Source organism: Corallococcus sp. RDP092CA, assembly GCF_041903675.1.
Classification (GTDB): domain Bacteria; phylum Myxococcota; class Myxococcia; order Myxococcales; family Myxococcaceae; genus Corallococcus.
Genome location: NZ_JAYESI010000015.1, coordinates 12,082 through 25,142, shown reverse-complemented (window position 1 = coordinate 25,142; position 13,061 = coordinate 12,082). Strand labels below are relative to the sequence as shown.

Annotated in this window: 9 protein-coding genes; 3 read left to right on the top strand and 6 right to left on the bottom strand. The window is 70.4% G+C overall.

Annotated features, from left to right (window positions below):
- Nucleotide 1: 1 nt before the first annotated feature.
- The 4 genes from U8525_RS17660 to menA all read right to left on the bottom strand — a co-directional run bounded on the left by U8525_RS17660 (nucleotide 2) and on the right by menA (nucleotide 5,524).
- Complete coding sequence (locus U8525_RS17660; protein WP_374267156.1) at nucleotides 2-1,258, bottom strand: c-type cytochrome; 1,257 nt, start codon at nucleotides 1,256-1,258, stop codon at nucleotides 2-4.
- A 90-nt stretch (nucleotides 1,259-1,348) separates the two neighbouring features.
- Entirely contained in the window at nucleotides 1,349-2,464 is a 1,116-nt protein-coding gene (locus U8525_RS17655) for a hypothetical protein (protein ID WP_374267154.1), read from the bottom strand.
- A 15-nt stretch (nucleotides 2,465-2,479) separates the two neighbouring features.
- Nucleotides 2,480-4,390, bottom strand: coding sequence for a hypothetical protein (locus U8525_RS17650; RefSeq protein ID WP_374267152.1), 1,911 nt, complete (start codon nucleotides 4,388-4,390; stop codon nucleotides 2,480-2,482).
- Nucleotides 4,391-4,639: 249 nt separating this feature from the next.
- Entirely contained in the window at nucleotides 4,640-5,524 is an 885-nt protein-coding gene (gene menA, locus U8525_RS17645) for a 1,4-dihydroxy-2-naphthoate octaprenyltransferase (RefSeq protein ID WP_374267150.1), read from the bottom strand.
- A gap of 531 nt (nucleotides 5,525-6,055) precedes the next feature.
- Here menA and U8525_RS17640 point away from each other — a divergent pair.
- The gene (locus tag U8525_RS17640) at nucleotides 6,056-8,500 is read left to right on the top strand and encodes a transglycosylase SLT domain-containing protein (RefSeq protein ID WP_374267148.1); all 2,445 of its coding nucleotides are present in this window, start codon (nucleotides 6,056-6,058) and stop codon (nucleotides 8,498-8,500) included.
- Between the two features lie 54 nt (nucleotides 8,501-8,554).
- On the opposite strand, the gene U8525_RS17635 is transcribed toward U8525_RS17640, so the two are convergent.
- Nucleotides 8,555-9,370: a hypothetical protein gene (locus U8525_RS17635; protein WP_374267146.1), complete on the bottom strand. Its 816-nt coding sequence runs from the start codon at nucleotides 9,368-9,370 to the stop codon at nucleotides 8,555-8,557.
- Nucleotides 9,371-9,646: 276 nt separating this feature from the next.
- Here U8525_RS17635 and U8525_RS17630 point away from each other — a divergent pair, with 276 nt between their 5' ends.
- A complete protein-coding gene (locus tag U8525_RS17630; RefSeq protein WP_374267144.1) occupies nucleotides 9,647-11,065 on the top strand; it encodes a M28 family metallopeptidase in 1,419 nt (472 codons plus the stop codon).
- Between the two features lie 60 nt (nucleotides 11,066-11,125).
- Here the strand turns inward: U8525_RS17630 and U8525_RS17625 are convergent, their stop codons facing one another.
- On the bottom strand, nucleotides 11,126-12,010 hold the full coding sequence (locus tag U8525_RS17625) for a fatty acid desaturase (RefSeq protein ID WP_374267142.1): 885 nt from the start codon (nucleotides 12,008-12,010) through the stop codon (nucleotides 11,126-11,128).
- A gap of 221 nt (nucleotides 12,011-12,231) precedes the next feature.
- On the opposite strand from U8525_RS17625, the gene U8525_RS17620 reads away from it, so the two are divergent.
- Complete coding sequence (locus tag U8525_RS17620) at nucleotides 12,232-12,894, top strand: TenA family transcriptional regulator (RefSeq protein ID WP_374267140.1); 663 nt, start codon at nucleotides 12,232-12,234, stop codon at nucleotides 12,892-12,894.
- Nucleotides 12,895-13,061 lie beyond the last annotated feature (167 nt).

The window sequence follows — 13,061 nt, the reverse complement described above, 5'->3', positions numbered from 1 at the left end:
CTCAGGGCGTGGTGCCTTCGCTCACGCCGCCGCCCGTCTTGCCCAGGACGTACCTGGCCAGGGTCAGGGCGTTGTTCTCGTCGACGAGCGACTCGTAGGTGGGCATCTGAGTGCCGGGCTTGAAGGACTCCGGGTTGCGGATCCACTTGGCCACCTCCTCCGGGGACTTGCCCTTGGCGCCCTGGAGCTTGGCCTCGTAGGCCTTGCCGGGGGCGTGGCAGGTCGCGCAGCCGAGGGCGCTGAACATCTTCTCCGGGTCGCTGTTGGAGGGCTCCACCTTGGGGCGGCCGTGGGTGGGCGGCGGCACCACCGTGTCGTTGGCCTTCACGGAGCGCAGGAAGGTGTAGAGGGCCGCGAGCTCCACGTCGTCCGCGTAGCGGTACTTGGGCATGGGCGGGCGCAGGATGAAGCCCCCGGGCGTGATGCCGGTGATCATCGCGTGCTTGAACTCGTCCAGCGTCCACTTGCCGATGCCGGCCGTCTCGCTGGGGGTGATGTTGGGCGACAGCAGCTTGCCCTCGCCGCCCAGCGGCACCAGGTCGAACTCGAAGCCGCCGCTCAGCAGCGTCTCCGGGTGCTGCATCTTCACCGCGCTGCTCTCCAGGCCCGGCGAGTGGCAGAAGGTGCAGTCGTAGACGGCGGAGGCGAGGTAGCGGCCGTACTCCACGGAGTCCGCCGCCTTCGCGGGCACGGGCACCGGCTCCGTGCGGCCCTTGTCGTTGATGCCCATGGCGAACGCGAACGCCATGCGGCCCGGCGGCGTCAGCTCGGAGCGCGGCGGCTGCTGCTTCTCCGGCGCGAAGTCCGGGTGCCCGGAGCGCATGAACCCGATGACCGCCGCGATGTCCTTGTCACCCATGTTGGGGAACGGGGGCATGGGGCGGAAGTGGTGGTTCTTGTCGATGCCGTTGATCACCATGCGGGCGATCTCCTGGTCCGTCCAGGCGCCCACGCCCTTCTCCATGTCGGAGGTGATGTTCGCGGAGTAGAACGTGCCCAGCTCGGCCGGGAAGTCGTGCATCCGGCCGCCCACGGGCTTGGTGTTGCCGCCGCCCGCGTGACACTCGCCGCACACCGCGCGGAACACCTGCTCACCGCGGGCAATGCCCTCCGGAGTGCTGTCCCGCACGATGTTGGGCAGCGCGACGTAGTCATACGTCTTGTTGATCTTGTGGGTGGCGACACCCATGGCGGTACCCGCGCCAATCAAGGCCAGCGCGACCAGGACGCCTACGGCGATCAGGATCTTCTTCATCATGGGGACGGTGCTCCGAACGAACGGGGACACGGCACTCCGCCACCCCACGGGACGGGGATGGACGGAGCGGAGGCGTTGCGACGGCGACTGCTACTGCCCGGGCAGACAGGTGGTGAGGGGCGGGATCGACACGGTCGTCGTGGGCACGGTGCTGTTCAGCTGGAGACCGGCGAACGTGACGAGGCCCGGGACCTGCGGGACATCCAGCGGCTGGAACACGAAGCGCGGCCCCTGCCCCGGCGCGATCTCCAGCGTGTCCTTCACCGTGTAGGTGATGGTTGCCGGAGGCCCCATCAGCGGAGGCTGCACGACGACGATGATGCCCACCGAGCTGCTGGCCGCCGGCGGGCCCGGCGGGATGAAGAAGCCGCGCGCGGACTGCAGCGGCGCCAGGGCCGGAGGCAGCGCGCCCGGGGGCGCCCACTCCACGTGGAGCACCCGGCCGCTGGACGCCTCCACCGTCGTGTTGTCCGCCGGCACGCGGAACACGGGGAAGCCCGGGGCGTAGAGCCAGAACACCGTCACGCCGCCGTACTTCGCCGGGTTGAGCAGGTCCGCCACCGTCACGGTCGCGGGGGCGCTCTCCGCGCTCAGGGAGCGGGCCACCGCGTCCAGGATGCCCTGGTCGCTCATCTGGAGCGCTTCGAGGCCCACGCACGCGCTGTGGGCCGGCACCACCGGGCGCACCGTCATGGTGGTCAGGTAGTTGCCCGCCGGCACGGGCGGCAGCGGGAAGGGCCCCGCGACGTCGTTGGCCACCGTCCCCGGCCCCGGCACGGACAGGACGAAGTACGGCGCGCCCCTGCGGGTGGGCACCTTCTCCATCGTCCACAGGCCCTGCGCGTCGGAGGGCACGGGCGCGCCCGGCGCGGGCGGCTGGCCGGTGGCGGGATCCGGCACCGTGTCCTGCAACGTGACGAGCGCCCCGCGCACCACCGAGCGCTGGAACAGCGGGCTGAACTCCGCGTACAGCGGCGGCAGCGGGCACTGCGCGGGCGGCACGGCGCAGTTGGCCAGGTTGAAGAAGTAGGCCTCCGGGTCCACCGCGAAGCCGGAGAGCCGGGTGGTGAGCCCCTCCGGCTCGCGGTTCTCGTAGACGGGGCGCGGCGTGAAGTTCGACGCCGCGGGGGTGGAGGAGTTGTCCTGGCAGCCGGCGTTCAGCAGGGCCGCGCCGAGGAGCGTTCCGACGAAGAGGGCTCTGTGCATGGCGGGTCGCGTCCCCTACTTCGCGGGGAGGATGTGGCTGGAGGGAACCTGATCGCCGCCGTGGCACGTCTGCGCGCAGTTCCCGAACTTGCTGGGCGTGCCGCGCTGGCTGAAGGCGATCTGGAAGAACTCGTCACCGTGCTGCGAGATGTGGCACGAGCCGCACAGCCCCAGGCTGGGCCGCTCGGCGCTCTTGCGCGTCAGGTGACACACGGTGCAGTCCGCGCGGTTCGCCGGGTAGTTGGGCGAGTTCATGTGGATGCGGTGCACCATCTCCTGCGTGCGGCCCACGGTGTCCGTGTCGTAGTGGTGGCAGACCTTGCAGCTCTCGATGTGATCCACCGACAGCCCGTGGCGCAGGTTGTCCAGCGACAGCACGCCGCGGTGGCACAGCTGGCAGTTGCCCACGTTGCCCGGGTACGTCGTCGGCTCGTCCTGGCCCACCTGGAAGAAGAAGGGGTTCAGCTTCGCGACGCGCTCGCCCATGGACCCGCGGTTGAACTTCACCAGCGCCACGTAGGTGCCCGGCTTCGCGTTCTCCGGCAGCGTGAACGTCTGGCGCGTGGGCCACTTGTAGTCGATGAGGCCCGGCGTCAGGCCCGTGAGCGTGGCGTCATCATAGACGGGGAACGGGAACGGCCTCGCGTAGAACTGGGGCGCGTCGCTGGGGTTGCCCAGCACCTTCAGGTCCTGCAGCGGCCCCGCGATGGCCACGTTGGACATGGTGTCGTTCTCCCCCGTGATGGAGAAGACGCCGGGGACGAACGTCAGCACGCCGTTGGACTGGCCACCGATGATGTCCCGCGCGCTGGGCAGCAGGTCGCTGGAGTGCAGGTGGGCCCCCGAGCTGTCGCGCAGGTCCACGTAGACGCTCACGTCCTCGCCGGGCTTGTAGAAGCTGCCCTCCTTCGGGGGCGAGAACACCAGCCGCGAGTCCAGGCCCGGGCTGCACTGCACCGGGTTGCCGGCGTCGTCGGTGCACGTGGACGGGCGCTCCTCCGGGATGACGTACGTCACCGGGAAGTAGAACGGCTTGTCCGGCAGCTGGCTCCAGGTGGCCTTGAGCGCGCCAGGGCCCGACAGGCGCGGGATGCGCAGCACCTTGAACGGGTTGGTGCTGCCCACCCAGTCCACGCGCGCGATGGTGCGCGTGGTGGGGCTCTGATCCAGGCCGCCCGCGAGGCCCGTCACCGTGCCGGGGTCCTTGTCGCCGGGGAAGCGCGGCGCCTTCAGGTTCTCCGAGCGCCAGGCGAAGCGGCTGTGGCCGGCGTAGGGCGAGGAGGCCAGCAGCTCCGAGCGCAGGTACGTCTGGCTCGCGCGCGAGGCGCCCGTCTCGTCCAGCACCTCCACGGTGATGGTGTCGTCCTTCACCTTCTGCCAGTTGGCGTTGCCGAACTGCACCTCACGCGTCCAGCAGTCCTCCACCGCGCCCGCGAGGCTGTAGAAGGTCCACTCGTCCGGCCCCTGGTTGACGTTGGTCCAGTCCAGGCCGGCGAACACCGACTGGGTCTTGATCCAGTTGAGCGCCGGCGTCAGGTCGGTGGGGTTGGTGTGCTGGTTGACCACGCTCTCCGTCACGGAGAACTGGTTCAGGAAGTACTGCGTGTCCGACAGGATCTGCATCGTCCCCGCCGGGGGCGACAGCGTCAGCGGGTTCTGCGCGAGCGGCGTGATGCACACGTCCGGGTATGGGATGGGCACGCCGTTCTTCGCCGCCATCTGGCCGTTGGGCAGGAAGGCGCAGCCGTTGATGTACTGGAGGCTGAGGCGGATCGCGCCGGAGTTGAGGCCCTGGTACGGGTCGAACCGCTTGGCGCCGCGGCCCGTGGTGGACCCCTCGTCGTCAGTGACCTTGAGGAGGTTGCAGGACAGCAGGGGCACCAGCAGGGCGCACCACGCGCTCTTCAACAGGATTGAGCGGTTCATGGAAGACGAGGCCGGAGGCAGTCAGGGGGAGGAAGGGGAGCAGGTGTCCTCACGCGCGGGCCCACGCGACCCACCATTCCCGACGCCGCCAGCGCTCCGCCACGCGGAGACGGTGAGGTCCGGGAAGGGTTGGGAGGAGAACACCTCATCGGTTCAAACTGACCACATTATGAGAGTCCGCGCAATTCGTGGACTTCGAATCGCGCGGGGGGACTTGGGTGGCCCGGTCGCATGACTCGGGGCGTCGGGCTAGAGGCTGAGGCCGGCGGACAGGAGCAGCGCGAAGACGAGCCCGAGCGCCGCCGTCTTCCCCAGGTAGGGGTTGAGCGCGCCGCCGTCCTCGCGCCAGATGGCGCGGATCTGCTTCACCGCGAGCGGCAGGGCGGCCAGCGTGAAGAGCCAGGCCTTGGGGTGCTCGGGCATCACCGCCCAGGCCACCACCGGGAGCACGAACGCGCCCGCCACCGCCACCGTGTACTCCCACTGCCCGAAGCGCTGGCCGAAGCGCACCACGAGCGTGCGCTTGCCGGCGACGACGTCCGTCTTGCGGTCGCGCAGGTTGTTCACCGCGAGGATGCCCGCGGAGAACAACCCCATGGACAGCCCCGCCAGCACCACGGCCGGCGTGACGTGGTGGGTGAGCACCCCGTAGCTGCCGCTCACCCCCAGGAGCCCGAAGATGATCAGCACCAGCACGTCGCCCAGGCCCAGGTAGCCCAGGGGGACGGGGCCCGCGGAGTAGAAGACGGCGCCTCCCAGGCAGAAGGCGCCGCCCAGGAACACCGGCCACCCATCCGCCTGGGTCAGCAGCAGCAGCGCCAGCGAGGAGCCGGTGAACGCCAGCGCCGCGGCCGTGGCCACCTCGCGCGCCGTGAGCCAGCCCTTCTGCGTGACGCGCGCGGGGCCCAGGCGCGCCTCGGTGTCCGCGCCCCGCTCGAAGTCCGCGTAGTCGTTCACCAGGTTGCTGACGATCTGCATGAGCACGAAGCCCACCAGGAACGTGAGCGCCGGGAGGGGCTGCCAGTGCCCCTCCGCGTTGGCGAAGGCCCAGCCCAGCAGCGTGGGGGCGATGGACGCGGTCAGCGTCTTGGGCCGCAGGGCGAGCCACCAGACGCGGGCCAGAGGGGGTTTCACTTCAACCGCGACACTCGACGACGGGGGAATCGGGGCGGCCATGAGTCTCCGGGGGAGGGAGCAGGCCCACGGTAAAGCTACAGACCCAGGGGCTGCAAGAGGAGCCAATGATTCACATCGATTCTCCTCATGTATCACCTGTCACATGCCTCCCCCACTCCGGGGTCGGAGCGAATTGTCACCACCGCGTGACGACGCGGGGGTGACAGGAAAGGCAGACGTCACTCGCACCTCCGGTGAATGGCTGGCCGCGCGGTCGGGACCCCTACGAGGTGGCGCTCCGCATCCCGCGCGACGCGCCGCGCGGAGCGCCGCGCCCTCACGGCAGGCGGGCGCCCCTGGGTATGTAGCGCCCCAGACGCCACCCGCGCGGGCGCCGGGCCGTTGGCTTTCGTGCAGCGCTCCCGGTGTGTGCCGTGGGGCGGATGCACGAAAGCCAACGCGGGCCTGTCAAGCGGACAGGCGGGCAGGTTCCAAGCGGGGTCGCAGTGCCAATCCATCGGGGTCCCTGACGGATGAACGAGGGCTGGCATGGACGGACTTCGAGGAACGGCGGCGGTCTTGCTCGCGTGCGCGGGCCTGTGGGCTCCGGGCGCCGCGTGGGCGCAGGCGCCCGACGAGGACGACTCCGGCGACGTGATGTCGGAGGAGAAGCTGGAGGCCCTGCTCGACACGCCGACGGCGCAGCCCTCGCAGGACGAGGTGACGGCGGAGGCCTTCGGGCCGGAGCGGCTGACGCCCTACTTCGCGGAAGGGCTGCTGGCGAAGGCGAAGGCGGAGCTCGACCGGGGCCGGTACAAGTCCGCGCGGGCGCTGCTCGCGACGGAGGCCCCCCCTTCCCTCCCCGGCCGCTTCCTCCAGGCGCAGAGCGCGTTCCTGGCGCGCGACTTCACCACCGCCGCCGCGGAGTTCACCGCGCTCGCGGAGGACTATGTCCCCTTGCGCGACCACTGCCTGATGAAGGCCGCGCAGGCGCATGAGCGGCTGCACAAGCCGCTGCGCGCGGCGGAGCAGTACGGCGCGGTGAGCCCCAGCTCCCCGCTCTACCCGGAGGCGCGCTTCACCATGGCGCGCGTGCTCAAGCGCCAGCTGAAGATCCCCGAGGCGCTCGCCGCGCTCCAGGAGTTCATCGACCACCGGCAGGCGCGCGGGCCGGATCCGCTGCGGATGAAGGCGCTGCTCGCGTACTGCGACCTGGCGCGCGCGCAGGGACAGTACAACGCGGAGCACCGCGCGCTCCTGGAGGTCTGGGCCACCGCGCCCCTGTCCCGGGAGGCGGACCGCGCGCGCACCCTGCTGCGCGACCTGCCCCTGCCCATGAAGTGGCGCGTGCGCCGCGCGGAGGCGCTGGTGGAGCTGCACCAGAACGTCGCGGCCATGAACCTGCTGGCCCGCTCGGGCCCTCGCACGGAGCTGCCGGACGAGCTGGCCTGCCGCGCCCAGCTCACCCTGGGCCGCGCCCTGCGCAAGGAGCGCCAGCACCGCCGCGCCATCCAGGTGCTGGAGCCTGTGGCGCGCGAGTGCCAGTCGCCCGAGCAGCGGCCGCAGGCGCTGTACCTGCTCGCGTACTCACAGTCGGTGGTGCAGCCCGAGGCGGCGGTGGACACCTACGCCACGCTGGCCCGCGACTACCCGGAGCACGGCTACGCGGACGACGCGCTGTTCTTCCAGTCCTGGACGCAGCAGCGCCTGGGCCGCGCGGACGAGGCGCTCCAGAACTACGAGGCGCTGGCGAAGCGCTACCCCGCCGGCAACTTCGCCGCCGAGGCCCTCTTCCGCGCCTTCTGGCTGCACCTGCGCAACGGCGAGGCGCAGCAGGGCCTGGCGTCGCTGATGGCGGTGGAGCAGCTGCCGGAGGCCGCGCGCACCGATGACGCCCTCTGGCGCGCGCGCTACTGGCAGGCCCGCGTCCAGGAGAACGGCGGCGCGCTGGACGCGGCGCTCGCGCGCTACGAGCTCATCGCCACCGAGCGGCCCACGGGGTGGTACGGGCTGCTGTCCCGGACGCGCCTGGCGCAGCACGCGCCGGAGCGCCTGGCCCGGCTGGCGGAGGCCTCGGCCCGGCCCGCCGCCGCGAAGACGGTGAACACCGCCGCGCCGGCCGACGACGAGGTCTGGCCCCTGCCGCCCGGCCCGCTCCGGAAGGACCCGCGCTTCGCGGCGGGCGTGGAGCTGCTGCGCCTGGGCCAGCCGGGCGTGGTGGAGGAGCTGCTCGCGGTGGACACGCGCGGCCTGGCGGAGGCGCCCGCGCGGCTGCTCTACCAGACCATGCGCCGCACCGGCCGGGGCCGGGCCACGCGCCAGGTGGCCCGCGTGACGCTGCGCCAGGAGGCCGCGGGGCCGCTCAGCGCCGCGTCCCGCCCGGTGTGGGAGGCGACGTGGCCGCTCGCGTTCCGGCCGCTCATCCAGGGCTACTCGCGCGCCGCGCGCGTGGACCCCGACCTCTTGCAGGGCCTCATCCGCGAGGAGAGCCGCTTCAACCCGAGCGCGCGCTCCGCCACCGGCGCGCTGGGGCTCGCGCAGCTCATGCCCGGGACGGCGAAGCAGGTGGCGGACTCGCTCAAGCTGGCGTCGTTCGAGGTGTCATCGCTCCTGCAGCCCGCGCAGAACATCCGGCTGGGCGCGGCGTACCTGGGCTCGCTGCTCAAGCACTTCGACGGCAACCCGGCCTACGCGGTGGCCGCCTACAACGCGGGCCCCGCGGCGGTGGAGCGCTGGCGCAAGGCCCTGCCGGACGCGGAGCTGGACGAGTGGGTGGAGCACATCGCCTTCGACGAGACGCGCGACTACGTGAAGCGCGTGCTCAGCAGCTACAGCGCCTACAAGCTGCTCTACGCGAACGAAGTCCCCGCCTCCTTCGCGCCGGCCCGCAAGGCCCCGCTGGAGGCGACGCGCGCGGTGAGCCCCGCCGCGGGCGTGGGCGGCAGCGGCCGCAACATGGCGACGCCCACCTCCTCCGTCTCGGGACAGCGCTAGCCGCGCGCCGGACGGGAGCGGGGCTCCCGTCCGGCGCTTGGAGCGGGGTCCGCGCTACTTCGCGCCCTTGGGCTCGGTGATGGACTCCGAGCGGATGGTGTACTGGCTGGCGATGGCGCGCGTGTCGATGCCCGTGAAGTGGCGGTACGGGTACGCGCCATCCGCGATGGTCTCGATGAACTCCACCGAGTCACCGGTGATGGACTTGCCGTCGATCTCCACGGTGAAGGTGCTCTTCTCCGCGTCCACGCGCCACACGCACGCGCCCACGCTCGTCTCCGCGGAGCCGGTGGACAGCCCGTCGACGTCGAAGTTGTTCAGGAAGTGGTGGTTCAGCTCCGCCCAGCGGATGAAGTCCCGCCAGTTGGTGAAGACGATGACCATTCCGGCCGGCTGGTGGCTGGTGCCCTGGAGCACGCCGCCCTGGTAGATGTTCATCTGGTACGCGGAGCCGCCCGGCGAGCCCGTGAACGCGGGGGCCATGGTGACCGTGTTCGCCTCACGGCCCGGCGTCACCTTCAGCGTGCTGACGACCTGATCGCCGTCGCGCGCGGCCAGCTGGTAGCCCCCCCTGGCGCCCAGGCTCATCGCCACGCGCTGCTCCCACTTCACGGCCTGCGCGAAGCCGCTGGAGACGCCGTCCTTCTGGGTCGCGAGCTTGGACACCGCCAGGCCGTCCTCCACCGCGTCGAGCCGCGCCTGGCCCAGCGCGCAGCTGGTGATGCCGTCGAACCGCTTCACACACTGGGACGCCGCGGCCTCCTGCGCCTCCAGGGAACCCGAGGGCTGGCCGTCGTCGGCGCCGCCCGCGCAACCCGTGATGCTCAGCAGCATGGAAGCCAGCAGGAGCCCCGTCCTCTTCAGATGCATGCACTACCTCTTGGTGTGGGTGGACTGCGCGCCGCTCCACTGCACCCCGCGCGCCAACACCTGAAGTCCGTCTGCCTTCACTCGTGCCATGCGTTGTTTGAGAAAACGGAGTAGCGCGGAATGTCACATGAAACATGTGATTTGTAGCAAGGCGGGTCTCACCCGGAGCAGCAGGACCGCCGCACTTCCGGGCGGAAACGCTCCGCGGCACACAACTCCCGGGCGGGTCGGGTGGATAATGAGGGGAGCGCGGTTCCTCCCCCCGGATTCCCCACCATGGCCTCGAAGATCAACGACAGCACGCGTCCCCTCACCTCCCTCTCGCGGCTGTCCTCGCAGGACGCCCGGACGTCGGAGGCGAAGCCCCGGAACCGCCCCCTCGCGTTCAAGGACGGCTTCGAGTCCTCCAGCGCGCGCCCCGCCCCGGGCCAGCTGCCCCAGCTGCCCGCGCCGCCGCCGGTGCTGTCGCTGCCCGCGCCCACCACCCCGGCGCCGACGACGCCGGTGCCCCCGGAGGCGCCCACCGAGCCGCCCGTGTCGGCCGACTCGGACCCGATGACGCACATCGAGTACCTGTCCTCGGACGCGCTCCAGGGGCGCGACAGCCCCTCCGCCGGCCTGGACGCCGCTTCCGCCTACGTGCAGGCCCACGTGCAGAAGTACGGCCTCGAGGGGCCCAACTCCAACAACCCGGAAAACCCGTTCCAGCAGAAGTTCAACGTCTACTCCTGGCTGGGCGCGGAGAAGGCCGGCGAGACGGCCGGCGCGGCCCACGCCGAGCACGCCGAGCACAAGGAGTTCGGCCACACGACGTTCCAGGAGGGCTTCTACCTGGATGAGAAGATGCCCAAGGACACGCTGAAGCTGCTCAACCAGCAGTACGAGCAGGCGATGAAGGCGACGGGCCAGACGGCGGTGCCGGCGCGCGCGGGCAAGCAGCGCAGCGTGGAGGAGCTCCAGCAGGTGGCCACGGCCACGGGCCAGGCGGTGAACACCATGGCCCTGCTCAAGGGCAGCGGCCCGCACAAGGACGAGGTCATCGTGGTGATGGCCCACCTCGATCACGTGGGCGTGGACCGCAAGGGCCAGGTGTTCAACGGCGCGGACGACAACGCGTCCGGCAGCGCGGTGCTGATGGCGGCGGTGCCGGAGCTGGCGGAGGCCGCGAAGAACGGCAAGCTGGACCGCTCCGTGCTCTTCGTCTGGACGGGCGCGGAGGAGAAGGGCCTGGTGGGCTCGCAGTACTTCGTGGACCACCCCATCCCCGGGCTGGAGATGAAGGACATCGCGGGCGTCATCAACACCGACATGGTGGGCCGCTGGGATGATCAGCGCCTGTCCGTGGTGGACACCAACACCAAGGGCCAGCCCAACTACTTCCGCGACGTGGTGGACCAGGCGAACCAGCAGCTGGCGGATCCGTTCGACCGCATCAACCGCGACATCAACGTCTACCGCGACCGGCAGGACGGCGCGTCCTTCGGGAAGAAGGGCGAGGACGTGCTCTTCCTCTTCGAGGGCCTGTCCAACCCCGAGGGCGGCGGCGACCTCATCCCCGAGTACCACCGGCAGGATGACGACATCGAGAAGATCATCGAGGACAACGGCGGCAACAAGCCGCGCCGCGTGAAGGACCTGCTCGTCAACGTCATCGGCCTCGCGGCGAACCGTACGACGGAGCCGCAGTCGAACTAGCGCCCTGCCTCCCGCCGGAAGCAGGGCTTCCGGCGGTGGCCACCCGGGGAGTCTGGACCGCTAGGCGGCCAGCTTCTCTTCGCCGCCCTCCACGGGCCCGCCGGTGAGCGCCGCGAGCTCGTGCTCGCTCAGCACGAGCTTCTCCTCCGAGCCGCGCCAGACGAACGGGATGCCCGGCTGCCGGTACAGGTTCGCGGGGATGTCGCGCGCCAGCTGCGCGTGCAGCTCCGGCAGCTTGGACCAGTGCAGCCCGTGCCGCGTGTGATGCGCGGTGTGGTAGCCCAGGTTGCCCGTCATCAGGTTGTAGCCCTTGTGGAGGATGTTGTACGACGCCTCCGAGTGGTTGGCCGTCTCCAGGCCCACGTGGTGGAAGTACGTGGCCCAGGTCGTCACGTAGAGCGACGCCATCATGGGCAGGAGGAACACGAACAGCGCGTTGTAGGGGTTCACCCAGAACAGGCCCGCCAGCAGCACCAGCTGGAGCGCGGCCATCCCCACGAACGTGCGCAGCGCCTTGGGGTGGTGCTTCCGGCCCACCCGGAACGCGCGCGGGTACGCGGTCAGCGCCGTGCTCAGCGAGTACTCCACCTCCCCCATCGTCGTGCCGTCGTCCCGCTTCCAGCGCGACTCGTCCTGCGTCTGATCCAGGTAGTTCTTGTGGTGGCCCAGCACGTGGTGGAGGAACCACGCCTGCGACGTCACGCCCGTCTGGAAGCCGAAGACGATCTCCAGCAGGCGGTTGGGCAGCGCGTGCTTGAAGAACGACAGGTGCTGGTGGTGGTGGTTCCACGAGCAGATCCACCCCTTGGGGATGATGCCCAGCCCGAACCACAGCACCGGCACCCACCAGCTGCGAGCCGTGAGGAACACCGTCACATCGAGCGCGAACACGCCAAGGAACATCAGGACCGGGATGCGATCTTCAGGGTGCCGGAACAGGGTCATGCGCCTTCCGTGACAAGGGGAGCCACTGCAGAAATGCCGCTTTTCCAACTGTAGGCCGCATTCCCCCACCCCGAACAGCCCACCCTCGCCCGCCCGCACGTTCCACGCTGGCGGTAAACAACGTAGTCGCGTTGAACTTGTATTTCCATATTTCCAAGAATAGCAGTCCTGCATTGTGATAAACGCCGACCCAGCCCTTTTGGACCCACCTGGAGGCGGCAATGCGGAACCAGACCATCGAGGCGGCACTGGCGAGGAATCCCCACCGTGAGCAGCTGATCAAGCACCGGTTCTTCGAGGTCGTGGACGAGAAGGCCTTCACCCGCGATCAGGCGGAGCTGGTGCTGGGGCAGTGGTGGCACCCCCTGCACTACTTCCCCAGCTTCCTGGGCAAGCTCATCGCCGTCTGCCCGCAGATGGAGATGAAGACGGCGGTGACGCACATCCTCAACCAGGAGGTGGGCGAGGGAGACCCGGCGCGCGCGCACGAGCGCTTCTTCATCCAGACGATGACGGACGCGGGCTTCACGAAGGCGGGGGTGTCGGAGGCGGACATGACGCCCGCGACGCGCCGGCTCATCGACGGCTACCAGCGCGCCACGGACGACCACCTCACCGGCCTGGGCTTCCTCTACGGCACGGAGGTGGCGGACCTCACCATGGTGGCCAAGCTGGGCAAGCTGGTGCGCCGCACCACGGGCCTCAAGGCCCTGCCCTGGGTGGACATCCACGTGAAGCAGGAGCCGGACCACGTGGAGACCGCCGGCCACACCGTGGGCCTCCAGTACTCGGACGAGGAGCTGGCCACCATCACCCGCGGCGCCGAGGAGATGTGGCAGCTCTGGGTGGGGTTCTTCGAGGAGCTGCGCAACCGCGTCGTCTGAGCGGCGGCCTGCGTCAAGCGCAACCCCTCGGAATCCGTACGCTTTCGCACGGAACACTGGCGAATCTCTCCAGGTAGGGTAGTCACTCCCGCGTCACGGGAGTGCCACCCCCAGAGGCGCCACCCTCCTCCCGCGGCGGACCGTGTCTGTCCCTCCAGGCGCCGAGG

Excerpts from the sequence above, each read along its gene's own strand:
- U8525_RS17650 (WP_374267152.1), bottom strand. The coding sequence starts at position 4,390 with ATGAACCGCTCAATCCTGTTGAAGAGCGCGTGGTGCGCCCTGCTGGTG.
- U8525_RS17640 (WP_374267148.1), top strand. The coding sequence starts at position 6,056 with ATGGACGGACTTCGAGGAACGGCGGCGGTCTTGCTCGCGTGCGCGGGC.
- U8525_RS17625 (WP_374267142.1), bottom strand. The coding sequence starts at position 12,010 with ATGACCCTGTTCCGGCACCCTGAAGATCGCATCCCGGTCCTGATGTTC.
- U8525_RS17620 (WP_374267140.1), top strand. The coding sequence starts at position 12,232 with ATGCGGAACCAGACCATCGAGGCGGCACTGGCGAGGAATCCCCACCGT.
- U8525_RS17635 (WP_374267146.1), bottom strand. The coding sequence starts at position 9,370 with ATGCATCTGAAGAGGACGGGGCTCCTGCTGGCTTCCATGCTGCTGAGC.
- U8525_RS17630 (WP_374267144.1), top strand. The coding sequence starts at position 9,647 with ATGGCCTCGAAGATCAACGACAGCACGCGTCCCCTCACCTCCCTCTCG.
- U8525_RS17655 (WP_374267154.1), bottom strand. The coding sequence starts at position 2,464 with ATGCACAGAGCCCTCTTCGTCGGAACGCTCCTCGGCGCGGCCCTGCTG.
- U8525_RS17660 (WP_374267156.1), bottom strand. The coding sequence starts at position 1,258 with ATGATGAAGAAGATCCTGATCGCCGTAGGCGTCCTGGTCGCGCTGGCC.